Genomic DNA, 25,584 nt, shown 5'->3' with positions numbered 1-25,584 from the left:
GGCGGGAACCTATCCGGTTTGTTGCGTCCGGAAGGTTCCGGGTTCAGGCTCTTTCCAATGGTGGGCAGATGGTGCTAGGAGGTTGGGCCAAGGGCGCGTTGCCCACTCCTATTTCCCACCCGTCGGGCCGAATGAAGAACGACCAGCTGCTCGCCCAGATCACGGAGTTCTGCCGCCAGTCGGACATGGCGGAATCGACGTTCGGCCGGCGCGCCGTGAACGACGGCAAGCTCGTGCAGCGGCTGCGCGAGGGCAAGCGCATCACCATCGACACGCTGGATCGCATCCAGGCCTATATCGCGGCCTCGACTGGCACGCTGCCGCCGCCGCGGCTCGACGTCGTGCCCGAAAAGCGCGATCCCAAGAGCAATTTCCGCTTCTTCGAGAACCGTCAGAAATACCTGCTGTTCGTGCACACCTGCAGCGAGAAGCGGGTGGTGGCCGAGCGCGTCGGTCTCGAACTCGCCAGCATCCATCCGCGGCCGCCGGCGCTGCGGCTGTTCGACGCCGGCGTCGGCGACGGCACCGTGCTGTCGAAGGTCCTGCGCACCATGCACGGCCGTTTTCCACACATTCCGTTCTATGTGGCCGGCAAGGAGCTGAGCCTCGAGGATGTCAGGCTGACACTGGAGAAGGTCCCGGACCGGCTGTTCGAGCATCCGGCCAGCGTGTTCGTGTTCACCAACATGAACTATGCCGAGGCGCCCTGGCTGACGCCGGCGTCGCCTTCGGTAGCCGCCTCGATGATCTGGCACGAGGTCGTGCTGCAGGGCGATTCGTCCGGGGATTTCGAGGCCCAGATCACGGCGCTGAAGCCGTTTCTGGAGCAGAACTGGCGCGCCAATGTCTCCCAGCGCACCGGCATGCCGGTCTATGAGCGGCCGATCGCCCTGGTGCTGTATCGCGAGGATCACCGCTTCCTGCTCGACGGCATCATCCCGCGGGCCGGTCGGGTCGAGGCCAATTTCGACCTGATCATCGCCTCGCAGCCCTACCGGGCCCGGTCCTCGGTCAATTTCCGCGCCAAGCGCATCATCGCACCGCTGGCGCGGGCGCTGAAGCCGGGCGGCCGGCTGATCGGAATCCACTCCCACGGCCAGGATCCGGGCCTGGACATCATCCAGGCGGTCTGGCCGGGAGAAAATCCTTTCTCGGTGAGCCGCCATGAGCTATTGCGCGCCGTGAAATACGAGCTCGGCTCCAGTGGGCGGGACTTAAATTTTAACGCCTATGCGGACAATCGCTCGATTTTCAGGTATGAGATGGAGGCTCTGCCCAACGAGGTCACCGGTGCGATCGGAACCTCGACGGCCTTTGCAGCCTGGAACGCGGCGGTGTATGTCGCGCAGATCGAGGAAGACCGCCTGACCGAGGTGGCCCACTCGTCCCGCGCGCTCGACGCCGCCAGAGAGGTTCTGCGAAAGCACAACGGGCTGTGGTTCTACGATGAATCCTACGTCATCTCGCGGCGTCGCGACTGACATTCCTTAGGGATCAATACAAACGACCGCCGTGGGCGGCGAAGAAGGGGTTGCTTGATGCGCGCGTCATATCTGTTCACCTCGGAGTCGGTGTCCGAAGGCCACCCGGACAAGGTCTGCGACCGTATTTCCGACGAGATCGTCGACCTGTTCTACCGTGAAGGGCCGAAGGCCGGCATCGACCCCTGGCAGATCCGCGCCGCCTGCGAGACGCTCGCCACCACCAACAAGGTCGTGATCGCCGGCGAGACCCGCGGCCCGGCTTCGGTCACCAACGAGCACATCGAGCACGTCGTCCGCGAGGCCATCAAGGATATCGGCTACGAGCAGCAAGGCTTCCACTGGAAGACCTGCGACATCGAGATCCTCTTGCATCCGCAGTCGGCCGACATCGCCCAGGGCGTCGACGCCCTACAGCCGGGCGAAGTCAAGGAAGAGGGTGCCGGCGACCAGGGCATCATGTTCGGTTACGCGACCAACGAAACGCCGGATTTGATGCCGGCGCCGATCTTCTATGCCCACAAGATCCTGCGGCTGATCTCGGAAGCCCGCCACGCCGGTGTCGAGAAGGTGCTCGGTCCGGATTCCAAGAGCCAGGTCACCGTGCAGTATGAGAACGGCAAGCCGGTCGGCGTGCGCGAGATCGTGGTGTCGCACCAGCATCTGGTCGAGGACATGACCTCGGCGCAGGTCCGCGAGCGCGTCGAGCCCTATGTGCGCAAGGCGCTGCCGGAAGGCTGGATCACGCCGAAGACGATCTGGCACATCAACCCGACCGGCAAGTTCTACATCGGCGGTCCCGATGGCGACGCTGGTCTGACCGGCCGCAAGATCATCGTCGATACCTATGGCGGTGCGGCCCCGCATGGCGGCGGCGCGTTCTCCGGCAAGGATCCGACCAAGGTCGACCGCTCCGCCGCCTATGCCGCGCGCTACGTCGCCAAGAACATCGTCGCCGCCGGTCTCGCCGACCGCTGCACCCTGCAGCTCGCCTATGCGATCGGCGTGGCGCGGCCGCTGTCGATCTATATCGACACCCACGGCACCGGCAAGGTGCCGGAGGAGGTACTCGAGAAGGCGGCCGCTCAGGCGATGGATCTGACCCCGCGCGGCATCCGCAGCCATCTCGACCTCAACCGTCCGATCTATGCGCGCACCTCGTCCTACGGCCATTTCGGCCGCACGCCGGACAACGAGGGTGGCTTCTCCTGGGAGAAGACCGACCTCGTCGAGGCGCTCAAGCGTGCGGTGTAGCTCTTAGTGCCGTCATTCCGGGGTCGCGCGACAGCGCTGAACCCGGAATCTCGAAGTGATGGATTCCGGGTTCGCGCTGACGCGCGCCCGGAATGACGCCTTTTACAGACAGGAACCCTACATGACCGCCAAGCCAGGTTTCAACGACTACATCGTCAAGGACATTTCGCTCGCCGAGTTCGGACGCAAGGAGATCTCGCTCGCTGAGACCGAGATGCCCGGCCTGATGGCGACGCGTGAGGAGTATGGCCCGAAGCAGCCGCTGAAGGGCGCGCGCATCGCAGGCTCGCTGCACATGACCATCCAGACCGCGGTGCTGATCGAGACGCTGAAGGCGCTCGGCGCCGACATCCGCTGGGTCTCCTGCAACATCTATTCGACCCAGGACCACGCCGCCGCCGCGATCGCCGCCGCCGGCATTCCGGTGTTCGCCGTCAAGGGCGAGACGCTGGTCGACTATTGGGACTACACCGCCAAGCTGTTCGACTGGCACGGCGGCGGCCATCCCAACATGATCCTCGATGACGGTGGCGACGCCACCATGTATGTCCATCTCGGCCTGCGCGCGGAGAACGGCGACACGGCGTTCCTCGACAAGCCGGCGTCCGAGGAAGAGGAGGTGTTCTTCGCGCTGCTGAAGAAGCAGCTCAAGGAGAAGCCGAAGGGCTACTTCGCCGAGATCGCCAAGTCGATCAAGGGCGTCTCGGAAGAGACCACCACGGGCGTGCACCGCCTGTACGACATGCAGAAGGCCGGCACGCTGCTGTGGCCCGCGATCAACGTCAACGACAGCGTCACCAAGTCGAAGTTCGACAACCTCTATGGCTGCCGCGAGTCGCTGGTCGACGGCATCCGCCGCGGTACTGACGTGATGATGTCGGGCAAGGTCGCGATGGTCGCCGGCTTCGGCGACGTCGGCAAGGGCTCGGCCGCCTCGCTGCGCCAGGCCGGCTGCCGCGTCATGGTCTCCGAGATCGACCCGATCTGCGCGCTGCAGGCGGCGATGGAGGGCTATGAGGTCGTCACGATGGAGGACGCCGCGCCGCGCGCCGACATCTTCGTGACCGCCACCGGCAACAAGGACATCATCACGATCGAGCACATGCGCGCGATGAAGGATCGCGCCATCGTCTGCAACATCGGCCACTTCGACAACGAGATCCAGGTCGCCTCGCTGAAGAACCTGAAGTGGACCAACATCAAGCCGCAGGTCGACGAGATCACCTTCCCCGACGGCAAGCGCATGATTTTGCTGTCGGAAGGCCGCCTCGTGAACCTCGGCAATGCGATGGGCCACCCGTCCTTCGTGATGTCGGCGTCCTTCACCAACCAGACCTTGGCGCAGATCGAGCTCTACGCCAACAACAAGGACGGCAAGTACAAGAAGGAAGTCTACGTGCTGCCGAAGTCGCTGGACGAGAAGGTGGCGATGCTGCATCTCGCCAAGATCGGCGTGAATCTCACCAAGCTGCGCCCCGACCAGGCCTCCTACATCGGCGTCAAGCCGGAAGGCCCGTTCAAGTCGGACCACTACCGCTACTGATATCCGGCGCACCGCGCGGCGAAACGACGAAGGCCGGGGCATTGCCCCGGCCTTTTGCTTGCTTCGGCGTAGTTGTGAGTTGAATCTGCGCCTGCCTCCGATCGTCATTGCGAGCCACCTTGTCCCCGCGGGTGCGCGGCCCGATGACAAGCTCCGCGAAGCAATCCAGAGTCGTGGACGGGACTCTGGATTGCTTCGTCGCTTTGCTCCTCGCAATGACGGAGATCGTGGCGCACTCTATGAAATCAGCGGAACGCCGCGACCTGCGGTGAACGTGACAATCAGCTCGTTCGCCGCGAGGCCAGCGCCGACGCGCGGATCGCCTTCGCACGCTTCGCCGCATGATGCTCAGGCCGTGCCGCGATCCGCTTGTGCTTCTTCGTCTCCGCCGCTGCCACCTTCACGGCCGGCGCGCGATGCTTGGCATATTCCTCGCCGTCGACCGGGCCGACATGCGGCGGGTCGTGATCGAGATAGGGCCGGCCGATGCCGAACGTCTTGCCGTTGGCATCGACCCATTTCCACAGCGCCTCGGTCGCCACCCAGCGCTGTGCGCGCGTCGCGCCGTTGACGCTGACGATGTCGGCCGCGAGTCCGTGGCCGTAGCCGCCGCGCAGGCTGCCGCCGTGATAGGAGCGGTTGCTGGCGGCCTTCAGGCCGCTCGCGATCTCCTGCCGGTAGTCGTCGCGGAAGCCGCTGGTGATGCCGGGCGCGAGCCCTGCGGCCTCGGCGGCATGCAAAGTGTGAAACAGCTTCAGCTTGAAGCCGCGGTCCATGCCGCCGATCACATACTCCATCATGCTGCGGCCGATGCGCTCGGCCGCCTTCGGATCCTTCCAGGTGAAGTCGTTGTCGACGAGCTTGGTGAAGCTGCGCGTCACCTTCACCATGCGCCCCTTGCGCTTGACCGTGACGACGCGGCGCTCGGTCTCGCGGATCTTGTCGAGCTTCGGTGCGCGCTCGTACAGCGCCCACAGATAGCGATCGATGCAGGCATCGATGTCGGGGCACTCGTCGAGGATCTCGATGCGGTCGGCGCTCGCGACGGTGGGCCGGGGCGGTTCGGCCGCCGCGCCGGGCGCGGCCTGTTCGTCCGCCGGCAGGACCGCCGATGGAGTGATCGACGCGGTCGTCAGCGCGGGCTCTGACGGCGGCAACTGTGCTGCTGTTTGCTCCGTCGTCGTGGAGGCTGTGACCTCCACGATGACGGGAGAGGTTGCAGCCTCCGGCTCGGCGGCGTTGGCAGGCCAAGCCATGACGCAGCCTGCGAGGACAACCGATCGGCACAACGCACGTGTGGTGAACTGCTGTGAGCTCATCATCCGGCCTCCCCAAGATCCAAGCCCCTGCCGAGAGGGGCGGTCAGGCATCCGATACCTGAGATTGTTCGGTGCTTGGCTGCAAGGTGCAAGGACACGGCGCGGGTGGTCGGCAGCTTTTGCGGGAACTGTGACTTGTGCGCAACGGTCGACGACTGTGAGTTCCGTGTGTCGCTTATGAGTCGACTCTCGCGCTGGATTGCGGCTCGCGCTGCATTGTTCGCCGCAGCAGCTTGCGCCCCGTCAGCATGGCGCGGGCGAGATTCTCGCGCTGCAGGCGGCTCACCAGCACGACGCCGGCGACATGCAGCACCACCAGCGGGATCAGGAGATATGACGTCACCTCGTGGGTGTCCTCGACCCACCAGATGCCGAAGAAGCGCACGGTCACCTGCATCGCGCCGGTCATCGCGGAGACGATGAGCAGAAGCAGCAGTGCGAGCTGCATCGCCGTGCCCGCGGGATTCAGCCCGAGATAGCGCCCGGTCTTGCCGCGCCGCAGATTCCACAGGTAGGCCGGCGTCGCGCGCAGCCGGGCACGGAGGCTGCGGAAGCGCGAATGGCGCGTACCGATGATGCCCCAGATCAGGCGAAAGGCGAGCAAGCCGAGGATCGCGTAGCCCGCGATCCGGTGCAGGCCGTCATAGACGTTCGGCGTCACCCAGGCGATGAGCACCAGCACGGCCAGCATCCAGTGCCACAGCCGCAGCGGCAGGTCCCAGACCTGCACGGTGTCGGCGGTGTCCTGGCGTTTCAGGCTGGCTCGGGGGGCTGTGCCGTGCATGGCTCTCACGTCACGTCGTCCAGCACGCTGGCCGACGCCTGCGCCAACTACTTGGCGATCGTGTGCTTCAGGCTGAGATCCTCCGGGCTGTAGAACAGCTCATAGAGCTTGCCGCCCTTGACGCCGTAGACCTCGTAGCAGGAGCCTTCGACCTTCGAGCGGCGCACCTCGTAGCCCGCTTCCTTGGCCTTGGCTTCCGCCTCGGCGGCCGGCTTCCACTGGGCCTTGTCGAGCTTGGTGCAGTCCTTGTAGCCGTCGGCCAGAGCCGGCGAGATGGCGAAGCCGGCGAGTGCGGCACCGAGCACGGCCGCGATGGTCAGTCTCATCAATCCCTCCAATGAGCAAATTCAAATACGATGCATCGTGGGATCAGTGGAGACGGCAACCGCCCCGATGTGTCAACGGAGCGGCGGCTGGAATCGCTCTTAGAGCTTTTCCAAGTTCGTGAGAGCGGCGATTTCGGCCGAGAATCGCAGACGGCGTGATGCGCGACGTTACGTCTCGCTCGTGCCGCTCGTCGCGACGCCGTGTCGTCTGGCGCCCGCTCTCGCCCTGTCCCGCTGGCGGGACAGGGCGAGATGCCGGCGTCAGAATTCCAGGTTCGCACCCAGATAGAACGAACGTCCGGGGCCGGGAACGGCGGTGCCCCACATCGTCGCGGTGCCCGATACGCCGCCGCCGGTGGCAGCGACGGTGCCGGCCTCCTTGTTGAACGACATCGATGCGCCCTCGCCGATATAGGCGCCGCCGAGCGGCAGGTAGTAGAGCTTGTTGAACAGGTTCTCGACGCCGAAGCTGATGCGCAGCCTCTGCCAGGTGTAGTTGCTGCGCAGGTTCACCAGGCTGTAGCCCGGGGTCTTGAGCTCGTTGCGCGCGACGGAGACGTCGGACTTGCGGCCTACCATCACCAGCTCGAGGCCGCTGTCCCAGCCGTCGAGCCGGTGCGTGAGCGTCAGCTTGCCATTGATCGGCATGATGTTGTAGAGGCCGCTCCCGGTGTCGAGGTTCCTGCCGTTGGTGTAGCTCAGGACTCCCTTCAGGCCGAAATCGCCGATCGACGTCGTGCCCAGCGGCACTTTGCCGGACAGATCGAACCCGTACAGCCGCGCCTGCTGGTTCATGTATTTCATGATTACGAACTGGTTGGCGACGGCAGGCACGGCGGCGGTGTTGGTGGCGGCCTTCCACTGCACCGCATCGATGTAGTCGCGCACATGGGTGTAGTAGGGGGTGAGCCGGATCTCGGCCTCATGGTCGGCGCTGTGCCAGGCGCCGGTGAAGCTCACGGTATGGGCGACCTCGGGTCTCAGATTGGGGGTTCCGAGATAGCCGTTGCCGTCGCCGACGAAGTTGTTCATCTCCAGCGCCATGGTGTTGCGCGACCAGGAATAACGCTCGTAGAGATTCGGCGACCGGGTCTTCTGCATCGCGCCGAACTCGAAGGTGAGATGGGCGCTCGGCGTGTTCCGGAACAGCGCCGTCAGATCGACATTGTTGTCCTTTCGCGAGCGATCCATGGCGTTGAACGCCGCGCGGGAGCCGACCGAGCTCGTCTCGTACATGCCGGACATGAATCCCGATGTCAGCGGCGTGGTGCTGGTGTTGTAGCCGACGACCGGTCCGGTGTCGGTCTCGACGCGTTCGAACCGCACGCCCAGCAGCGACAGCCAGGACGGGCTCCACTTCGCCTCCCACTCGCTGAACACGCCGGCCCGGTCGCGCTTGCCGCCGTTGATGTTCCAGAACGTCAGCGGCGCCATGCCGCCGATGCAGTTGCCGACGCCGCAATCGGGGGCCGGCGGCCACCAGTCGTCGAGACGGTAGGTCTGCAGGTCGACGCCGACGCGGACCACGTCGCGGGGCGACAGCGTGATGTCGGCCTTGGAGGTCAGGCCGTTGGTCTTGGTGCGCGTATACATCGGCATGCCGTTGACCGGATAGCGCGCACCCGTCGTGTTCGGCGGGCTCAGCGTGCCATACGAGAACAGCCGATCACCGCCGAAGTTCATGTAGTGATCGACGGACTGGTGATAGAGGCGGGTGTCCAGATCGCCCCAGTCGAACCGGCCGAGATGGTGCAGGTTGAAGCTGTAGGCATCGTTGCCCAGCATGTCCATGCGCTGGTTCGGGTAGAGCTGATAGGGCACCTCCTGCACTCCCGCCTTCAGCTCGATGAGCTGGCCGTCCTTGCTCCAGGCGATGCCCATCAGATGATTCCTGGTCTCGTAGGCGGATGAGCCGACCTGATCGAGGGGAAGCACCGGCGTGATGGAGCTCCTCAGGGTGAAGTTCTTGAAGTTGCCGCCGGCCGTATAGTTGTCGGCCTTGACCGCAGCGCCGCTGTAGCTGACGCTGTAGTTCTCGGTGGCCATGGTGGCCGACAGGTTGACGCCGCGCACGTTGCCGTTGCTGCGGTAGAAGGTGCCGATGCTGCCTTTGGTCAGCAGGCTCTGCCCCGGCGCCGCGAACAGGGCCGCCGGCGAGCTGACTGCGACGGTGCCGCCGATCGAATCGCCGCCGACGCTCACGGGCGTGATGCCCGCCCAGACCTTGGCCGCGGCGACCTGGGCCGGATCGATGTAGGACAGCGCCGGATTCATGTGATTGGGACATGAGGCGATGGTGTCCATGCCGTCGACCTTGACGCGCAGGCGGTCGTCGGCGAGGCCATGGATCGCCGGCAGGCTCGAGGCCCCGCCGGCCGAATAGAGGCTGACGCCGGGCACATCGGCAAACAGCGCAGCGGTGTCGTTCGTGATGGCGCGCTTCGCCAGGATGTCACCCGGCGCAACCGAAGTGGCGCCGGGAGGCGCGTCGACGGCGTCGGATGAGGCCGCCTGCGGCGGTGGCGCAACTGCCGGATTGGTCGTCGCCGCATGCGCGCCCCTGCGGCGGACTGCCGTTCGCGCGGCCGGGCGGGGCTTCGGGACAGCGACCGTCACCTGCGGCAGCGTGGCGGCGGAGCGAGCCTGCGATGGGTCCTGCGCGAGCACGGGACTCGAAAGGGCGAATGCCAGCAGCGCCGGCGATGTGAGCACAGTGGTTGAGCGGAGCAACCGCCGCCGGACGGGTGTCGAACAATGGTCCATGATGGATCTCGGAATAGGAATGGGAGAGGCGCCCGGCTGCGAGCGCGCCGTGGCCTCGTGAACATGTCGCGACGAGGCGGCTGCGGGCACGGCTGCGGCGACCGCCGGACGGCAGCCCACAGCGCGCGCGGACGAGACCGGCCGCATCGTGACGGGATGAGATGTCTGGAGTATCGGCCTAGAGGGCCGCCGGTGGTCCGCGAGCGACCGGCAGTTCGAGCGTAGGCCGAGGCGCCGCAACGAGGTCTGTCCGCTCGATCAGGATCGCCACGACCACCGGCATCGGCCGCGCCACGGCGGGGACGTGCGGGACAGTGACGCCGCGCCCGAGCGCACAGAACGGACAACTCGCGCATTGCTTGGCCGCAGTGCCGATGTCGTCCGACGTCGGACCGTCGACGGAGCTCTGACAGATGATGGCGACGGCATCGGGGGCCGCAACCGCAGCGCTCATCGCGGAGAGCGCCAGCGCGGACTGGAAGATCAGGGCCCATGCCGCAAACCAGACGAGAGCGCCGCCGAGCCGCGACAGCGCTGCGCGCCGCCGCGCCGAGCGCATGCGCGCCTCACGTCGTCCTGATGCGATGCCTTGTAGTTGACGCCCTTGACGAGCCACCGACTAACGCCCCCGTCCCTCGCAACTACCTACAGGAGCGGACATCCGGTTGGCAATGGACGACACGCGGCCGGCTCGACTCCCGTCGCAGTGGATCAATTCAGCCACAGTGAAGTGACTTCAACTCATTCGCGAGCGGCCGGTGCGACTGAAATGCGCGCGGGCCATTCTTGCGAGTCGAACTCAATCGCGGCGCGGTCTCGCGACGGATGACGGCCGGGCCTGGACGCCGTCAGCGACATCTGTCAAATGTATCTTCATGACCTTTCGCATTCGCATCGCAGGCGCTGCCGTCAGCAGCCGAATTACCGACCCGGCCTGATCCGTCGGGCCGGGCGCTTCTGCCTGCGAGAATTGCCTGTGAATGTTGTTGGCGCCCGAAAAGGCGCTGTATGCGAGGTCTGTATCCGTGTCTCCCAACCAACCGACGCTGCACCTCGTGTGCGGCAAGATCGCTGCCGGCAAATCGACGCTCACCGCGGAGCTCGGCCATCGCCCGGCCACCGTCGTGGTCGCCGAGGACGACTGGCTGTCGCGGCTCTATCCTGGCGAGCAGAGCAGCCTGGCGGACTACGTGCGCAATTCGTCACGGCTGCGCAGCGTGATGGGGCCGCACGTCGTCGCGTTGTTGCGAGCCGGCGTTTCGGTCGTGCTCGACTTCCCCGCCAACACGCCGGCGAGCCGCGCCTGGATGCGCGGTCTGTTCGAAGCCGCGGGCGTGCCGCACCAGTTGCACCATCTCGACGTGCCCGACGAGGTCTGCAAGGCGCGGCTGCGCGCCCGCAACGCGGAAGGCCGCCACGCCTTCACGGTGACGGATGAGGAGTTCGACCTGTTCACCTCCTACTTCGTGGCGCCGAGCCCGGATGAAGGATTCGACGTGATCTTGCATCGGCCGTGACCTTGCGGCGGCGACCGGGACTGCTGTCGTCCCGCTGGCTTGATGGCGGCAATCCTGGCGGTGCGCGTCGCCGCGCAACCGTCAGCCGTGCCGCGGCGAGCACCGCCTGGTCTCAGAAGATTGCGTCCAGCGCGCTTTCGGCAGCGGAGATGAGCTCGCGCACCTTTGCGCTCTCAGACAGTAGCGCGGCGAATGACGGGTCCGCGCCGATGTGCTGATCCAACTCATCCAAGGCGTTGCGCCACTGCTGCAACTCTTGCTGGAGGCGTTCGGTCTGGGGACGCAGGAGTGCCCGACAAGCCGCCACGGCGTGCTGTTCGACGAATCGCGAGGAATCGGGAGCAGGAAAATGAATGATGTCGGCCACGGTCTTCTCGTCAGCGCCTTCTTGTGAACGCCCGCATTCGATCGCTTATGGGGCGGCGGCCCGCCGGGCTCCGCCGCCCTGGTCGTGCGCAGCTAAGCCGCGGTCCGGGCGGCCAAGGCCTGAGCTTCGGCTGCGGCGCGGGCCATGCTGGACGACATCTCGTTCGTCACCGTGCTCTGCTCTTCCACCGCCGCTGCCGTCGAGGTGACGTATTCGCTGACGCTGTTGATCGCCTGCTTGATCGAGTTGAGCGCCGTCACGACGTCGCCCGAGATGCCGTTGAGGTTCTCGATCTCCTGGGCGATCTTGTCGGTGGCCTGCTTGGCCTGGTTGGCGAGGTTCTTGACCTCGGCGGCGACGACCGCAAAGCCACGCCCGGCTTCGCCGGCGCGGGCGGATTCGATGGTGGCGTTGAGCGCGAGCAGGTTGATCTGCCCGGTGATGTTGTTGATCATCTCGACGATGCCGCTCATCGCCTGCGTGGCTTCGGACAGCCGCTGCGCCTGGCCGTCGGCGGATGCCACCTGACCGACGGCGCCCATCGCCGTCTCGCGGGACTTGGTCATGGCTTCGGAAATCTCCCGCACAGACGCGTTCAACTCCTCGGAGCCCGCTGCGACGGATTCCATCATCGCACGGACGCGCTCGTTGCCTATGCGCACCAGCACCTGCCTGGTGACGTCGGTCGCGTACTTCACGACCTTGAACGGCTTGCCGTTGAGATCGAGGATCGGATTGTACGAGGCCTGGATGTAGACCTCCTTGCCGCCCTTGCCGATGCGTTTGTATTCCGCCGCCTGATACTGTCCCCGGTTCAGGTCGGCCCAAAACTCGCGATAGGCGGCACCATCGCGCTCCGAAGGCTCCACGAACATGCTATGATGTTTGCCTTTGACCTCGGCCAGGGTGTAGCCGAGCACATGCAGGAAATTGTCATTCGCGGTGATGATCGTGCCGTCCATGTTGAACTCGATCACAGCCTGCGACTTGCCGATCGCATCGATCTGGCCGGCCAGATCCGCGTTCCTGAGCTTCTGCGCGGTGACGTCGGTCGCGAACTTGACCACGCCGAACGGCTTGCCGGCGGTATCGAGCATGGGATTGTAGGTTGCGAGAATCCAGACCTCCTTGCCTCCCTTGCCGATGCGCTTGTATTCGCCGCCTTGATATTCGCCGCGGTTGAGGGCCGTCCAGAACTCGCGATACGCCGCGCTGTCGCGCTGTGACGGCTCGACGAACATGCTGTGATGCCGGCCCTGGATCTCGTCGAGCCGATAACCCAGAACGTCGCAAAAGTTCTGGTTCGCCGTCACGACCGTTCCGTCCAGCTTGAACTCGATCACGGCCTGGGCGCGATCGATGGCAGCGATCTTGGAGCCGTCCGCCATGCTGCGCAGCTTTTTCACGGTAATGTCGGTCGCGAACTTCACCACCTTCACCGGTCGGCGGTTGCCGTCGAGAACCGGATTGTAGGACGCCTCGATCCAGACCTCGCCGCCGCCTTTGGTGATCCGCTTGAATTCTGCGGCTTGGAATTCGCCGCGGTTGAGAGCCGCCCAGAATTCGCGATAGGCCGCGCTGTCCCGCTCGGCCGGCGCCACGAACATGCTGTGATGCTTGCCCTGGATCTCATCCAGCCGGTATCCGAGCGTATCGAGGAAGTTCTTGTTTGCCGTGATGATCGTGCCGTCCATGTTGAACTCGATCACGGCCTGCGAGCGGCTGATCGCGTCGAGCATGGCCTGTGCGTCACCCTTGGCGTGTCTGCGGCCGAACATTCTCTTTCCTCTCTAGGTCTGCTCTGCCGGGGTTTCGGCACATGCACGTCTGTCGATTTCCAGGACCTTGGTTCGCTGGGGCCAAACGCCGCCGCGAGGCCCGACTCTGGTCCAGAGTGAGCGGATCGTAGTCGAATCGAATTATCCAAGTATTTGTCCGATCCCGGACAGATCGGCCGTATGCTGCCGCTCCGATGACCCCGATACCCATCGCATTTGGCCGCTTGGTCCGCCGTTGTTCCGAGCGAGCCATTGGACGACCCGGCGCAGACCACGGCCAGCCCCGCGAGGCAGCATTCTGTCCGTAACAATACGGGGTGTTCGGTTATCACCGCGAAAATCGTACGCCCCCTCGCGCCGGGACGTTGTCCGAACCGTGGAACTGAATGAAATTCGTGCTTGCCACGTGTCCTAACGCACGGCCTTGTGCTCACGCGCCTGACGATTGCACAAGGGTTGACCAGGTGGTGATGCCGATCGGGCGGAGGAGCTGTTTGGGTCAAATCTCATATCTCGATCGATATCCGCTGTTTCGCTCGCGTGATCGCGAGTTCGCGCGCGATCGCTTGTTCAGCATCTACGCCGTCGATCGTTTCGACAGCTCCGACTCCAGCTTCGGCATCGAGGCCAATCTTGCGCGGCTCAGCACCGCGGGGCTGGCGTTCTGCTCATATGCGGGCGCAGCGTCGCTTTCGTTTCCGGAATCGACGATCTACAGACAGTTCTTCTCGATCCAGGGCACTGCAGGATACAGGACCACGCGGGGCCACCGGGCGATCGTCGCCTGGAGTCCCCTGATATCCGGGGATTCAAGACTGGATCTCGAATTTCCTGCCGGCTACTGCCAACTGGTGGTCAGGGTCGAAAGCGCACCTTTGCACCAGCTGTTGAGAGCCATGCTCGGCGATGACAGAGACACGAATCTGACCTTTGACGAAGGCCCAACCGATCCTGCTGTCATGGCTCTCGTCCGCCAGGACGTTTTCAGGCTTGCCGGTGAGTTGCAGATGTTCGGAGCGGACTACTCGCCGATAGCCATCGCAGAGCTCGAGCGGAGCTTGATGATCCGGCTCCTGCTTGCAAATCGGCACAGCTTTAGCAGCCGCCTGCTGAATGCGCCCCAGCGAGTCAACCGTATGGTTGTCGATACCGTCGAGTCCTATATCGAGGCACATTGGGACGAGCCTCTGGACCTCGAGAAGATCGCCGCCATCGCGGGGGTCAGCGTCCGGTCGATTTTCCGCGAGTTCTCGGAGTCGGGACGCGGATCACCCGGCCAGTTTGCCAAGCGCGTCCGACTTCAGCGGGCATCTGAACTTCTGCGACGGCCCGATGCCAACACAAGCGTCGTGTCGGTCGCCTTCAAATGCGGCTTTGGCAATCTGGGCCGCTTTGCCAGCGAGTACCGCCAGATGATGGGTGAGTTGCCCTCGGAGACGTTGCGGAACGCAAGGAAGACGTGAGCTTCCATGGGATCACGGACGCGCCTGCGCTACAATCGTATCGGACGTCGAGCGATGATATACGCGTTTGACAATGTGCATTGCGACGCCGGCCGTTTCATCGCGAGCCGCGCGATTCTCAAGCCGTGACGAATCCGATCCTCAACCGCCGATTCTGCCGGCCCTTGTTGTCGACCTTGAGAATGCGGATGCGCCGCGCCTGCGCCGTCGAGACCAGGTGCGTGCCGCCGCAGGCCTGGCGGTCGAGGCCGTCGATGTCGACGATGCGGATCAGGCCGTCGGCCTGGCGCGGCGGGGCGACCGACTTGGCGCGAAACAGTCCCGCGGTCGCCTGCGCGTCGTCATAGGGCATGTCGAAGGCACGCACCGGACGATCGTCCGAAATCGCGGCATTCACCGCATCCTCCACCGCGCGCAGTTGCTCCGGTGTGACCTTGGGCAGATCGAAATCGACGCTGAACTCGTCGGTCTCGGTCATGCGGACGCCGGTCAGCAGCGCGCCGTCGAACAGCGTGTAGACGGCGCTGTTGACGAGATGCGCCACCGTGTGCTGCTCGCTCATGCGCTGCCGGAACGCCGGATCGACGCGCAGCTCGATCGCCCCGTCCGGGATGGCGTCATCACCGATCAGGTGCCAGATGCCGTCGGCGGTCGGCTCGAACCCGGTGACGACGCGGACGATCCCGTTCCACGCGATCGTGCCGCGATCCGGCAACTGGCCGCCGCCGCCGGGATAGAACGGCGAGCGCGCCACCAGCACCGCGCCGGGGCGCGCGTCGAGCGCGGTGATGTCGAGATCCAGCACGTCGGGACGATCGACAGCGAAAGGGCGGGGCAGGAAGTCGGTCATGCAGAACGGCTCGCAATCGCATCGCCCGGATGAGCGGAGCAACATCCGGGTTCATCGAGACGGCGCGTGAGGCCCCGGATATGGCTGCGCTCATGCGGGCCACGAAGCTACGACGATACGCAGCATCGCCGCGCTGCGCAAATGGCCGTTCCTGTCTCGGCCGCAGCGCCGGGTCTCAACGGCATGCGGCCACCGTGAACCACGCCATGCGAAACGCGCCATCGCCCAGGCGCAGGCACACGGTGTCGCCCGGCTGCAACCTTTCGTACAGCGCCTGCGCAACATGTGCATCGGTGGCTCTCGCGAACGGGCCCCACGGCTCGAGCGTCACCTGATGCGTGGCGAGCCGGCTGTGGCCGAGATGCTTGGCGAGCACACGGCTGCGCAGCAGCGCCGGCGCCGAGCGGTCGAGTGCGGTGTTGAACTGGCCAAGCGTCCCGAACGCATAGGCGGCGACGAAGATAGCGGCGAGCAGTAGCCGCCAGCCGCGGCGGCGGAGCTGGGTTTCGAACCGCGCGGCGACGATGAGGAAAATGATCGCGACCGCGGTCGCGAAGGCTGTCAGCGGCAGCCAGTCGACGAGATTGATGTCCGACAGCGTGCGCGCGGCGAGCGTGCCGGCCGCCACGATGCAACCGGTGCCGAGATTGGCGCCGTAGCCGGAGCCGAGGCCGATGCGGAACCGCCCGGGAAAGCGCAAGGTGAGGATGAGCGCCAGCAGCGGGATGACGGTGACGACCGCGATCAGCTGGCCGGCCGGAAAGCTCGGGAAGAGCGACCAGGCTGCGAGCCCGATTGCGAACAGCGAAAAGCCCAGGGCGATGTGCTGCGACGGCGCGCCACTGCCGTCCCGGCTGTCGCTGTCGCCGGGCCTGTCGTCGCGCGGGTGGGGAGCGTTCATCACCGGATCCGTATCGAGGGTGTTTCCCGCTGATAGCGGAGGAGGGTTGACCGACGACGAATGCGCCGGCGATTTGACAGCGACGAGCCGGGTTGCGACTGTCCGCAGCCAGAGCAAGAAAGCCGCACCAGGAAACGCCAGGAACACCTCATGTCAACAGAGCATGTCGACGTGCTGATCGTCGGCGCCGGGCTGTCCGGCATCGCCGCCGCCTATCATCTGCAGCACAAGTGCCCGGGCAAGCGCTTCGCGATCCTGGAGGGGCGAGGCGCGATCGGCGGCACATGGGACCTGTTCCGCTATCCCGGCATCCGCTCCGACAGCGACATGTACACGCTCGGCTATTCGTTCAAGCCGTGGACCGATCCGAAGGCGATCGCCGACGGGCCGCAGATCCTGAAATACGTCCAGGACACCGCGACCGAGAACGGCATCGACCGCCACATCCGGTTCAACCATCGGGTCCGGCGCGCGTCGTGGTCGAGCGCGGACGCACGCTGGACCGTCGAGGCCGAGCGCCGGACGGAGCAGGGCACGGTCGAGACCGTGCGGATGACCTGCGGCTTCCTGTTCATGTGCTCCGGCTACTACCGCTACGAGTCGGGCTATCTGCCGGACTTCAAGGGCATGGCCGATTTCAAGGGCCGCATCGTGCATCCGCAGGCCTGGCCTGAGGATCTCGACTATGCCGGCAAGCGCGTCGTGGTGATCGGCTCCGGCGCGACCGCGGTCACATTGGTGCCGGCGATGGCCAAGTCCGCCGCGCATGTGACGATGCTGCAGCGCTCACCGACCTATGTGGTGTCGCGCCCGGCGCAGGACGCGCTCGCCAACAAGCTGCGCCGGCATCTGCCCGCCAGCCTCGCCTATCACCTGATCCGCTGGCGCAACGTGCTGTTCGGGATGTATTTCTTCCAGCTCAGCCGGCGCAAGCCGCAGCGGGTCAAGCAGCTGATCCTGGGCGGGGTGCGCGCCGCGCTGGGTCCCGATTACGACGTCGCCACCCATTTCACGCCGCGCTACAACCCGTGGGACCAGCGGTTGTGCCTGGTGCCGGATGGCGACCTGTTCAAGACCATTCGCGAGCAGCGCGCCTCGGTGGTGACGGCCGGGATCGAGACCTTCACCGAGCGCGGCCTGCGCCTCGCCGACGGCCGCGAAATCGAGGCCGATATCGTGGTCACCGCGACCGGGCTGGTGCTGCAGGTGCTCGGCGGCATCGAGGTCGTCGTGGATGGCCGCACCGTCGATTTCGCCAAGACGCTCAACTACAAGGGCATGATGTATTCCGACGTGCCGAATCTGGCGGCGACGCTCGGCTACACCAACGCGTCGTGGACGCTGAAATGCGACCTCACCTGCGAATATGTCTGCCGGCTCCTGAACTACATGGACCGGCACGGCTATCGCCAATGCGTGCCGCACAATGACGATTCCACCGTTACGCCGCTGCCGTCGCTGAGCTTCAGCTCCGGCTATGTGCAGCGCGCGGTCGCCGACCTGCCGAAACAGGGCTCCAAGCGGCCGTGGCGGCTGTACCAGAACTACGCGCTGGATATCGTCTCGCTGCGCTTCGGCAAGGTCGACGACGGCGTGATGCGGTATTCGTGAGGGCAGGGGGGCACGAGCGGCGCTCGCCTCTATGACGTCAGCTTGGGGCGGCTCTCTCCACATCGTCATGGCCGGGCTGGATCCGGCCATCGATGTCGTTGGGCTTGGAAGAACGCGGATGCCCGGAACCGGTCCGGGGCATGACGGGTAAGCAACCAGCAGTTTTGCTTGGGCTTACCGCTCCGCCGCCCCCTCCCGCAGCGGCGCGCGGCTGAGATCGTTGCCGGCGGCGATCGCCTTCTGCATGAGGCGGACCAACTCCTTCGCCTCGGTCTCGCTGAGGCCGCGCACCATCAGCCGCTGCGCTGCCTCGACCGCCGGCGTGATCGCCTCCAGCGTCCTTCTCCCCTCATCGGTGATCAACAGCTCCCGTGACCGGCGGTCGCGCGCGCTCGCACGGCGGACGACGAGGCCCTTCTGTGCGAGCCGGTCGATCACTCCGGTGATCGTGGTGCGGTCATAGGCGATCAGGCCAGCGAGCGTGATCTGGTCGATGGCCGGGTTGGCCGCGATCGCCGCCAGCGCCGCATATTGCACCGGCGTCAGGTCGAAGCCGGCCGCTTCCACCTCCGCCAGGAACACCGCCACGGCGATCTGCTGAAACCGGCGCGCCAGGTGCCCCGGCATGTCCCGCATCTCGGTCAATTCGAATCTCCTGTCACCAGCTTGACAAGCATACTGATGATCAGCATACTGATCAATAAGAATGGCGAGGGAGGGTGGTCACGTGCAGTTTCATCTCAACGGCTTCCAGCCGGGCGATCCCGAGATCTTCGACGCGGCCGAACGTGTCGCGAGCGCCGGCGCGACCGGCCCGCTGCCGCCCGAGGCCGATGTCCTCATCGTCGGCTGTGGCCCCGCCGGGTTGAACCTCGCTGCCCAGCTTTCCGCTTTTCCGGACATCAGGACCTGCATCGTCGAGCAGAAGCCGGGCCGGCTGCTGCTCGGCCAGGCCGACGGCATCGCCTGCCGCACCATGGAGATGTTCCAGGCCTATGGTTTTGCCGAGAAAGTGCTGAGGGAAGCGTGCTGGATCAACGAGACCACGTTCTGGAAGCCGAGCGACCAAGACAGCAAGCATATCGCGCGCAGCGGTCGCGTGCAGGACGTCGAGGACGGCCTGTCGGAGATGCCGCATGTCGTGCTCAACCAGGCTCGGGTCCACGATTTCTTCCTGGACGTGATGCGCCGTTCGGCCGCGAAGCTCGAGCCGCACTACGCGCGGCGACTGCGTGATCTGCGGATTGATCCGGCCGCGGGCGTCGACGCGCACGGCGTGACCGTCAGCTTCGATCGCATAGACCCGGAGCATGAAGGCCAGGTGGAGACGGTGCGCGCGCGCTACGTCGTCGGCTGCGATGGCGCGCGCAGCGTCGTGCGCAAGGCGATCGGCCGTGAACTGCACGGGGATTCCGCCAACCACGCCTGGGGCGTCATGGACGTGCTCGCCGTGACCGATTTTCCCGACATCCGCTTCAAATCGCTGATCCAGTCCGCCAAGGACGGCAGCCTGCTGGTGATCCCGCGCGAGGGCGGCTATCTGGTCCGGCTGTATGTCGAGCTTGCCAAGCTCGAGGTCGGCGAGCGCGTGGCGGGGCGCAACATCACCGTCGACGAGGTGATCGCCAAGGCGCAGCGCATTCTCGCGCCCTATACGCTTGAGGTGAAGGAGGTCGCGTGGTGGTCGGTCTACGAGATCGGCCAGCGCATCACCGACAAGTTCGACGACGTGCCGGAGGCCGAGGTCGCAACGCGGCTGCCGCGCGTCTTCATCGCCGGTGACGCCTGCCACACCCACAGCCCGAAGGCGGGGCAGGGCATGAACGTGTCGATGCAGGACACGTTCAATCTCGGCTGGAAGCTCGCCGCCGTGCTGGGCAGGCGTTGCGCGCCGCAGCTCCTGCACAGCTATTCGGCCGAACGGCGGGCCATCGCCCAGGAGCTGATCGATTTCGATCGCGAATGGTCGGGAATTCTTGCCTCCGCCGCCAAGCAGGGCGGCGCCGACGCGGCCAAGACGCAGGACTATTTCGTCCGTCACGGCCGCTACACGGCGGGCACCGCCACGCACTATCGACCCTCCGTCCTCACCGGCGACGACACCTTCCAGCCGCTCGCCACCGGCTTCGTCATCGGCAAGCGCTTTCACTCGGCGCCGGTCATCCGGCTCGGCGACGCCAAGCCGGCGCAGCTCGGACATGTCGTGCAAGCCGACGGCCGCTTCCGCATCTTCGCTTTCGCGGCGGCGGAGGATCCGACCGCGCCGGGGTCCGCGATCCGCCGCCTGTGCACATTCCTCAGCGAGGATGCAGCCTCGCCCGTGCGCCGCCACACCCAGGTGGGCGCCGACATCGACTCCGTGATCGATCTGCGCGCGGTGTTCCAGCAGGGGCATCGCGAGCTCGCGCTCGAACGAATGCCGGAGCTGCTGCTGCCGCGGAAGGGCCGTTACGGTCTCATCGACTACGAGAAGATGTTCTGTGCCGATCTGAAGAGCGGCCAGGACATCTTTGCGATGCGCGGCATCGATCGCGCCGCGGGCTGCATCGTGATCGTGCGGCCCGATCAGTATGTCGCCGACGTCCTGCCGCTCGACGACGTCGGGAGGCTGTCGGCATATTTCGACGGCGTGCTGCTGCCGGTCCGCTGAGGGATGCAGAGGGTAAACGAAACCCAAATCCGGTCGCCGGATTTCCGGGCTTGGCGCTAGCCAGATCCCAAGGTTTCCTCGCTACAAACGAGGTCTCCGGATTGGACGATTGAGTGGGTGAGACGTCGAAATGTTGATGTTGGCGAACCGTCGCAAGAGTGAACGTCGGCTGTGCAGGAGGATCGCGAAGATTCACTATGGCAACGGCAGCCTGCCGCGGGACTGCACGGTCACGGATATTTCCGACGGCGGCGTCAAGGTGATCGCCGAATTCGTCGAGATTCCCCCGCAGTTCACCATCGTCTTCGCGCCCGACCACCAGCGCAAGTGCCGGCTGGCTTGGCGCATCGGCTGCGAGTTCGGCGCCGAATTCATCGATTGAGCGGGCCGGCCGCGCCCGCTTAACGGGACCTTAGGGTTAATCTGCCAGCGTGCAGATCATCTGGTCCCGAAGTAGTTCAGTTGCATGCGTACGCGGCCCCTTCGCTCTCTCCCTCTGCTCCGGCCGGCCGCGTTCGCGCTGTCGTTCACGGCCGTGCTGCTCGGTCTCGGCGCCTGCCAGACCACCGATCTCAGCGAGGTCACGGGGGCACTGGGCGGCAATCCCGAAAAGAGCCGCGCTGCCGCCGCCGACCCGCGCGCCGAGATCGACCAGCTCCGCGAGCGCTTCCGCGCCAATCCCAACGATCCCGAGGTGGCGCTGCGCTATGGCAGCGCCCTGCGCGGCACCGGCCAGCGCTCGCAGGCCGTCGCCGTGCTCGAGCAGGCGACGATCGCCAATCCCGGCAACAAGGCGCTGCTGGCGGCCTTTGGCCGCGCGCTTGCCGACAATGGCAATTTCCAGCAGGCGTTCGACGTGCTCAGCCGCGCGCATTCGCCCGAGGATCCCGACTGGCGCATCCTGTCGGCGCAGGGCGCCACGCTCGACCAGATGGGGCGCAACGAGGAGGCCCGGCAATACTACATGACGGCGCTGAAGATCGCCCCTGACGATCCTTCCGTGCTGTCCAATCTCGGTCTCTCCTATGCGCTCTCGAACGAACTGCCGAAGGCCGAGGAGCAGTTGCGCAAGGCCAGCGCGCACCCCGATGCCAGCCCGCGGGTCCGGACCAATCTCGCCGTCATCGTCGGCCTGCAGGGCCGGATGAGCGAGGCCGAGAGCATCGCGCGTTCGGGGCTGCCGCCGGAGCAGGCCAGCGCCAGCGTCGCCTATGTCAAGCGCATCCTGGAGCGCCGCAAGATCGCGCAGCGCGAGCTGTCGCCGCGCCGCGACCGTCCGGTGGCCGGCGAGCCCGACAAGGCGCTGGCGCGGGCACTCAGCCGGTCCGACGACTAGAGCATGATCCGGAAAGTGGAAACCGGTTTTCCCTCGCGACAAACGCCAACGGCATTTACGCGGAGATCATGCCCAAACAAAGAGATGAGATCATGATGCGAGTCCCTGGAATCGCATCATGATCTCAGGCGCTATTTCGCGCCGAGCAGTTTCGCGATCGGCGCCAGCAGCGAGCCGCGCTGCGGCTTGTGGTCGATCCGGCCGGTGAGCCGGTTCGCGATGTCCTGGAACAGTTTTGGCGTGCGGCTCAGCCCCGATATCTCCGCGATCATCTGGCCGTTGTTGGCGGCGGTGCCGAACAGTTTGCAGTCGAACGGGATGACCGCGACCGGCTCGGCCTCGACGGTCTTGGCGAAGCGCTTCAGGTCGATCTCCGGCCGCTTGGGCATGCCGACCTGGTTCAGGCAGTACAGCGGCGGCCGGTCGTTGGGACGCGAGGCCTTGAGCACGCCGAGCAGGTTCTTGGCGTTGCGCAGGTTCGCCAGATCGGGCTCGGCGACCACGAGGATGTCGTCGGCATTGATCAGCGCATGCCGCGTCCAGGCCGACCATTGGTGCGGCACGTCGAGCACGATGCATTGCTGGGTCATGCGCAGGGTGTCGAAGATCGCGTCGAACGCGTCGGCGCCGAAATCATAGACGCGGTCGAGCGTCGCGGGCGCGGCGAGCAGGTTGAGATTTTCGGTGCATTTGGCGAGCAGGCGCTCCATCAGCGCCGTATCCGGCCGGTCCGGCTGGAACACGGCGTTGGCGATGCCCTGCAGCGGATCCTGGTTGTAGTCCAGCCCTGCGGTGCCGAACGCCATGTCGAGATCGATCACGACCGAATCCAGCGTCAGGTCGCGCGCCATGCTCCAGGCGACGTTGTGGGCGACGGTGGAGGCGCCGACGCCGCCCTTGGCGCCGACCACGGCGATGATGCGGCCGGTGATGACGGCCTCCGAGGCCGAGAACAGGCTGCAGACCGAGCGGATCACGTCGATGGTCTCGACCGGGCCGAGCACGTAGTCGTTGACGCCGCGCCGGACCAGCTCGCGATAGGCGACGCCGTCGGACGGGCTGCCGATCAGCACCACGCGGGTGCCGGGATCGCAGACGCTGGCGAGATCGTCGAGGCCGCCGAGAATGTCGCCGCCGGGCCTGGTCTCGATCACGATGACGTTCGGCGTCGGCTGCGAATGATAGGTCTCGATGGCGCGCGGCATGCCGCCCGCCTTGATCGTGATGTGCGCCTTGCCGAGCCGGCGGTCCTGGCTCGCGGCGAGGATCGCGGCCGAGGTCTGGTCGGTTTCGCAGAATGCCTGCACCGAGACGCGCGGCACCGGCGCGATGTGATCGTCGAGGGCCGGGCCGGTGGGGCCGGGCTGCTCATCCTGGCTCTGACGGGACGCGTTGATCATTTGCCTGTATCGCTGAGCTTGGCCTTGTCGGACTCCGGATACGCCACCGCCGTCGACTCGCCCTTGCGGTACTTCTCGAACAGCGCGGAGCGGCGCGGCGTGTAGGCGGCCATCTCCGAGCGCGGCTGCTCGAGATCGGCCGGGTTGTCGATCATCGCAGCGAGGTTGCGCTGCGTGGCGCAGCCGAAATTCTGATAGTGCTGGTTGCTGCTGTAGCCGGGATTGCTGAAGTTCGGCCCGAGGTCGTCGGGCCACAGCCCGCAGGGACCGGCGACGGCGGCGATCTTCGGATAGCTCAGCCGGATGACGGCGAACTGCCGCGGATCGTCGGGCATGGTGTTGCGCAGGGTGATCGCGTGCGAGGGAACGCCGCCGGCGGTCAGCACGGCGCGGATCTCGCGGTAGGCGTCGGCCGCGGCGCGCGCATTCGACGTGCCCGTCGGCACCTCCGCCATGATCCCGCCGGTGCCTTCGCGCAGCCATGAGCGCGCGAGCCCCGCGACATCCACGCGCTGCTGGTAGGTCAGGCCGCCGCGGCCGCTGCCGATGAAGACGACGGTCGACTGCCGGCCTTCCTCGATCGCGATCGGATGGCGGATCTTGTAGTCGTCCGGGATCGTCGCGACGACCTCACCGGTGGTGGTGTTGCAGGCGCCGAGCGTGAGCGCCAGCCCCGCGATGGCGACGATCCGGCGCAGCGCGCGCCTGCCGTCTGGTATGGATGTTGCCGACATGATCGTTCCCCCGTGCCCCGTCGTCCCGCAATCTCAGTCGATGATGAAGCCGAAGCCGGCCGGCTGCCCCGTGGCCGCGTCGACCCTGGCGGCGATGCCGTACAGCCGGTTCATGCGGCCGAGGAGCGCCGACTCCGAGTCGGTGGCCGGCGCGAAGCCGTCGTCCGGACGCGACAGCTCCTTCTGGGCGACGGCGCGCACGACATAGGGCGTCACCAGCACCATCAGCTCGGTCTCGTTGTTGACGTAGTCCTGGCTGCGGAACAGCTGGCCGAGCACCGGCAGCTGGTTGAGCCCGGGCAGGCCGTTGATCGCCTGCTTGGTCTGGTTCTGGATCAGGCCGGCCATCGCCATCGAGCCACCGGAGGGGATCTCGACCGTGGTCTCGGCGCGGCGGGTGCGGATCGCGGGGATCGTCACCGACGAGGTCGAGGCCGAGGTCAGCGCATAGGAGACCGTGATCGCGTTGTCGTTCGACAGCTCCGACACCTCCGTCATCACCCGGAGGCTGATGCGGCCTTCGCCGAGCACGACGGGCGTGAAGTTGAGCGAGATGCCGAACTTCTTGTAGGTGATCGACGTGCTGCAGACCCGCGTGGTGGGATCGCAGGAATAGCCGCCGGGAATCGGGAACTCGCCGCCCGCGATGAAGGTCGCGGATTCGCCGGAGATCGCGGTCAGGTTCGGCTCGGCGAGCGTCTTGACGACACCGGCCGTCTCCATGGCGCGCAGCGTCGCCGAGACCGACGACAAGCCGCCGCCGGTGGCGGAAAGGCCGTTGGGGCCGACCAGCGACTTGCCATAGGCGGTGAACGGGTTGGTGTTGTTGAAGTTCACCACCGCGGTGCCGTAGTTCAGGCTGGCGCTGAGATCGATGCCAAGCTGCTTGACGATCTCGCGCCGGACCTCCGACACGTTGACCTTCAGCATCACCTGATCGCGGCCGCGCACGACGATCGAGTTGACCACCTTGTCGGCACCGCCGACCAGGCGTGCGGCGATCTCGCCGGCCTGCTGCGCCTCGACCGGGCTCGACACCGATCCGGTCAGGATCACGCCTTCGCCGACGCCGTCGATCTTGACGCCGGGAATGCTCTGGCTCAGCGCCTGGCGCACGCCGTTGAGATCGCGTTTGATCGCGATGTCATAGGCCGCGACCTGCTGTCCCTCGCCGTCGAAGAACACGACGTTGGTCTGGCCGACTGCGGCGCCGATGATGTAGGCGCGCCGGGCCGAACGGACGACCGCGTTGGCGACCTTGGGATCGGCGACCAGCACGTCCTTGACGTCCTGCGGGAAGTCGACGACCACCGACTTGCCGATGCCGAGCGAGAGGAAACGCACCTTCGACGAGCCGACCGACACCACCGGCGTCTCCAGCCTGTCGTCAGCCGCCTTCACCGGCGTCAGCGCCGGATTGAGCGCAAGCCCGATCACGGCCGATGTCGATAGCGCGCGGACGACCCACGTCCCGAATTTTGCGCGTTGATGCCCACCCATCATCTTC

Annotated in this window: 22 protein-coding genes; 9 read left to right on the top strand and 13 right to left on the bottom strand. The window is 65.8% G+C overall.

What is annotated here, in order from left to right:
- The first annotated feature begins 131 nt into the window (after window positions 1-131).
- From QW863_RS23415 to ahcY, 3 genes are all read left to right on the top strand, one after another.
- Window positions 132-1,481 carry a hypothetical protein gene (locus QW863_RS23415; RefSeq protein ID WP_172112675.1) on the top strand — a complete coding sequence of 450 codons (1,350 nt, stop codon included), beginning with the start codon at window positions 132-134 and terminating at the stop codon, window positions 1,479-1,481.
- Window positions 1,482-1,538: 57 nt separating this feature from the next.
- Entirely contained in the window at window positions 1,539-2,735 is a 1,197-nt protein-coding gene (gene metK / locus QW863_RS23410; RefSeq protein ID WP_315768758.1) for a methionine adenosyltransferase, read from the top strand.
- Window positions 2,736-2,856: 121 nt separating this feature from the next.
- On the top strand, window positions 2,857-4,278 hold the full coding sequence (gene ahcY, locus QW863_RS23405) for an adenosylhomocysteinase (protein ID WP_315712889.1): 1,422 nt from the start codon (window positions 2,857-2,859) through the stop codon (window positions 4,276-4,278).
- A 281-nt stretch (window positions 4,279-4,559) separates the two neighbouring features.
- Here ahcY and QW863_RS23400 read toward each other — a convergent pair whose 3' ends face one another.
- From QW863_RS23400 to QW863_RS23380, 5 genes are all read right to left on the bottom strand, one after another.
- Window positions 4,560-5,600, bottom strand: coding sequence for a hypothetical protein (locus QW863_RS23400; RefSeq protein WP_315768756.1), 1,041 nt, complete (start codon window positions 5,598-5,600; stop codon window positions 4,560-4,562).
- Between the two features lie 172 nt (window positions 5,601-5,772).
- The gene (locus QW863_RS23395; RefSeq protein ID WP_315768754.1) at window positions 5,773-6,381 is read right to left on the bottom strand and encodes a cytochrome b/b6 domain-containing protein; all 609 of its coding nucleotides are present in this window, start codon (window positions 6,379-6,381) and stop codon (window positions 5,773-5,775) included.
- A gap of 47 nt (window positions 6,382-6,428) precedes the next feature.
- Window positions 6,429-6,707: a PepSY domain-containing protein gene (locus QW863_RS23390; protein ID WP_315768752.1), complete on the bottom strand. Its 279-nt coding sequence runs from the start codon at window positions 6,705-6,707 to the stop codon at window positions 6,429-6,431.
- Window positions 6,708-6,968: 261 nt separating this feature from the next.
- Complete coding sequence (locus tag QW863_RS23385; protein WP_315768750.1) at window positions 6,969-9,374, bottom strand: TonB-dependent receptor; 2,406 nt, start codon at window positions 9,372-9,374, stop codon at window positions 6,969-6,971.
- A gap of 274 nt (window positions 9,375-9,648) precedes the next feature.
- Window positions 9,649-10,029, bottom strand: a complete 381-nt coding sequence (locus QW863_RS23380) for a hypothetical protein (RefSeq protein WP_315768748.1) — start codon at window positions 10,027-10,029, stop codon at window positions 9,649-9,651.
- A gap of 466 nt (window positions 10,030-10,495) precedes the next feature.
- On the opposite strand from QW863_RS23380, the gene QW863_RS23375 reads away from it, so the two are divergent.
- Entirely contained in the window at window positions 10,496-10,987 is a 492-nt protein-coding gene (locus QW863_RS23375; protein WP_315768746.1) for an ATP-binding protein, read from the top strand.
- 112 nt (window positions 10,988-11,099) lie between these two features.
- Here the strand turns inward: QW863_RS23375 and QW863_RS23370 are convergent, their stop codons facing one another.
- Both QW863_RS23370 and QW863_RS23365 read right to left on the bottom strand, forming a co-directional pair.
- Entirely contained in the window at window positions 11,100-11,354 is a 255-nt protein-coding gene (locus QW863_RS23370; RefSeq protein ID WP_315712878.1) for a hypothetical protein, read from the bottom strand.
- Between the two features lie 92 nt (window positions 11,355-11,446).
- A complete protein-coding gene (locus QW863_RS23365) occupies window positions 11,447-13,132 on the bottom strand; it encodes a PAS domain-containing methyl-accepting chemotaxis protein (RefSeq protein WP_315768744.1) in 1,686 nt (561 codons plus the stop codon).
- Between the two features lie 494 nt (window positions 13,133-13,626).
- On the opposite strand from QW863_RS23365, the gene QW863_RS23360 reads away from it, so the two are divergent.
- Window positions 13,627-14,595, top strand: coding sequence for an AraC family transcriptional regulator (locus QW863_RS23360; RefSeq protein ID WP_315768741.1), 969 nt, complete (start codon window positions 13,627-13,629; stop codon window positions 14,593-14,595).
- 118 nt (window positions 14,596-14,713) lie between these two features.
- Here the strand turns inward: QW863_RS23360 and QW863_RS23355 are convergent, their stop codons facing one another.
- Window positions 14,714-15,445, bottom strand: coding sequence for an alanyl-tRNA editing protein (locus QW863_RS23355; RefSeq protein WP_315768740.1), 732 nt, complete (start codon window positions 15,443-15,445; stop codon window positions 14,714-14,716).
- Window positions 15,446-15,620: 175 nt separating this feature from the next.
- A complete protein-coding gene (locus QW863_RS23350) occupies window positions 15,621-16,346 on the bottom strand; it encodes a hypothetical protein (RefSeq protein WP_315768738.1) in 726 nt (241 codons plus the stop codon).
- 60 nt (window positions 16,347-16,406) lie between these two features.
- Here QW863_RS23350 and QW863_RS23345 point away from each other — a divergent pair, with 60 nt between their 5' ends.
- Complete coding sequence (locus QW863_RS23345; protein WP_409998350.1) at window positions 16,407-17,957, top strand: flavin-containing monooxygenase; 1,551 nt, start codon at window positions 16,407-16,409, stop codon at window positions 17,955-17,957.
- 174 nt (window positions 17,958-18,131) lie between these two features.
- Here QW863_RS23345 and QW863_RS23340 read toward each other — a convergent pair whose 3' ends face one another.
- A complete protein-coding gene (locus QW863_RS23340; RefSeq protein WP_315768935.1) occupies window positions 18,132-18,584 on the bottom strand; it encodes a MarR family winged helix-turn-helix transcriptional regulator in 453 nt (150 codons plus the stop codon).
- Window positions 18,585-18,684: 100 nt separating this feature from the next.
- Between QW863_RS23340 and QW863_RS23335 the strand changes: the two genes are divergently transcribed.
- The 3 genes from QW863_RS23335 to QW863_RS23325 all read left to right on the top strand — a co-directional run bounded on the left by QW863_RS23335 (window position 18,685) and on the right by QW863_RS23325 (window position 21,943).
- Entirely contained in the window at window positions 18,685-20,607 is a 1,923-nt protein-coding gene (locus tag QW863_RS23335) for an FAD-binding monooxygenase (protein ID WP_315768736.1), read from the top strand.
- Window positions 20,608-20,743: 136 nt separating this feature from the next.
- Window positions 20,744-20,989: a PilZ domain-containing protein gene (locus QW863_RS23330; RefSeq protein ID WP_315712872.1), complete on the top strand. Its 246-nt coding sequence runs from the start codon at window positions 20,744-20,746 to the stop codon at window positions 20,987-20,989.
- An 84-nt stretch (window positions 20,990-21,073) separates the two neighbouring features.
- Entirely contained in the window at window positions 21,074-21,943 is an 870-nt protein-coding gene (locus QW863_RS23325; RefSeq protein WP_315712870.1) for a tetratricopeptide repeat protein, read from the top strand.
- Window positions 21,944-22,074: 131 nt separating this feature from the next.
- Here QW863_RS23325 and QW863_RS23320 read toward each other — a convergent pair whose 3' ends face one another.
- From QW863_RS23320 to QW863_RS23310, 3 genes are read right to left on the bottom strand one after another with little or no spacing between them, the layout of a single operon-like run.
- Window positions 22,075-23,343, bottom strand: a complete 1,269-nt coding sequence (locus QW863_RS23320; protein WP_315712868.1) for a CpaE family protein — start codon at window positions 23,341-23,343, stop codon at window positions 22,075-22,077.
- A complete protein-coding gene (locus tag QW863_RS23315; protein WP_315768734.1) occupies window positions 23,340-24,077 on the bottom strand; it encodes a CpaD family pilus assembly protein in 738 nt (245 codons plus the stop codon). Before QW863_RS23315 ends, QW863_RS23320 begins: the two co-directional genes overlap by 4 nt.
- 33 nt (window positions 24,078-24,110) lie before the next feature.
- Window positions 24,111-25,580, bottom strand: a complete 1,470-nt coding sequence (locus tag QW863_RS23310) for a type II and III secretion system protein family protein (protein ID WP_315712866.1) — start codon at window positions 25,578-25,580, stop codon at window positions 24,111-24,113.
- Window positions 25,581-25,584: the final 4 nt, after the last annotated feature.

Origin of the sequence: Bradyrhizobium sp. SZCCHNR1017 (assembly GCF_032381375.1) — a bacterium.
Classification (GTDB): Bacteria; Pseudomonadota; Alphaproteobacteria; order Rhizobiales; family Xanthobacteraceae; genus Bradyrhizobium.
This window is presented reverse-complemented; position numbering and strand designations above follow the sequence as displayed.

Bases quoted from the DNA above. Each gene is read 5' to 3' on its own strand.
- QW863_RS23415 (WP_172112675.1), top strand. From the start codon at position 132: ATGAAGAACGACCAGCTGCTCGCCCAGATCACGGAGTTCTGCCGCCAG.
- metK (WP_315768758.1), top strand. From the start codon at position 1,539: ATGCGCGCGTCATATCTGTTCACCTCGGAGTCGGTGTCCGAAGGCCAC.
- ahcY (WP_315712889.1), top strand. From the start codon at position 2,857: ATGACCGCCAAGCCAGGTTTCAACGACTACATCGTCAAGGACATTTCG.
- QW863_RS23400 (WP_315768756.1), bottom strand. From the start codon at position 5,600: ATGATGAGCTCACAGCAGTTCACCACACGTGCGTTGTGCCGATCGGTT.
- QW863_RS23395 (WP_315768754.1), bottom strand. From the start codon at position 6,381: ATGCACGGCACAGCCCCCCGAGCCAGCCTGAAACGCCAGGACACCGCC.
- QW863_RS23390 (WP_315768752.1), bottom strand. From the start codon at position 6,707: ATGAGACTGACCATCGCGGCCGTGCTCGGTGCCGCACTCGCCGGCTTC.
- QW863_RS23380 (WP_315768748.1), bottom strand. From the start codon at position 10,029: ATGCGCTCGGCGCGGCGGCGCGCAGCGCTGTCGCGGCTCGGCGGCGCT.
- QW863_RS23365 (WP_315768744.1), bottom strand. From the start codon at position 13,132: ATGTTCGGCCGCAGACACGCCAAGGGTGACGCACAGGCCATGCTCGAC.
- QW863_RS23355 (WP_315768740.1), bottom strand. From the start codon at position 15,445: ATGACCGACTTCCTGCCCCGCCCTTTCGCTGTCGATCGTCCCGACGTG.
- QW863_RS23350 (WP_315768738.1), bottom strand. From the start codon at position 16,346: ATGAACGCTCCCCACCCGCGCGACGACAGGCCCGGCGACAGCGACAGC.
- QW863_RS23345 (WP_409998350.1), top strand. From the start codon at position 16,407: ATGCGCCGGCGATTTGACAGCGACGAGCCGGGTTGCGACTGTCCGCAG.
- QW863_RS23340 (WP_315768935.1), bottom strand. From the start codon at position 18,584: ATGCCGGGGCACCTGGCGCGCCGGTTTCAGCAGATCGCCGTGGCGGTG.
- QW863_RS23330 (WP_315712872.1), top strand. From the start codon at position 20,744: ATGTTGGCGAACCGTCGCAAGAGTGAACGTCGGCTGTGCAGGAGGATC.
- QW863_RS23325 (WP_315712870.1), top strand. From the start codon at position 21,074: ATGCGTACGCGGCCCCTTCGCTCTCTCCCTCTGCTCCGGCCGGCCGCG.
- QW863_RS23320 (WP_315712868.1), bottom strand. From the start codon at position 23,343: ATGATCAACGCGTCCCGTCAGAGCCAGGATGAGCAGCCCGGCCCCACC.
- QW863_RS23315 (WP_315768734.1), bottom strand. From the start codon at position 24,077: ATGTCGGCAACATCCATACCAGACGGCAGGCGCGCGCTGCGCCGGATC.
- QW863_RS23310 (WP_315712866.1), bottom strand. From the start codon at position 25,580: ATGATGGGTGGGCATCAACGCGCAAAATTCGGGACGTGGGTCGTCCGC.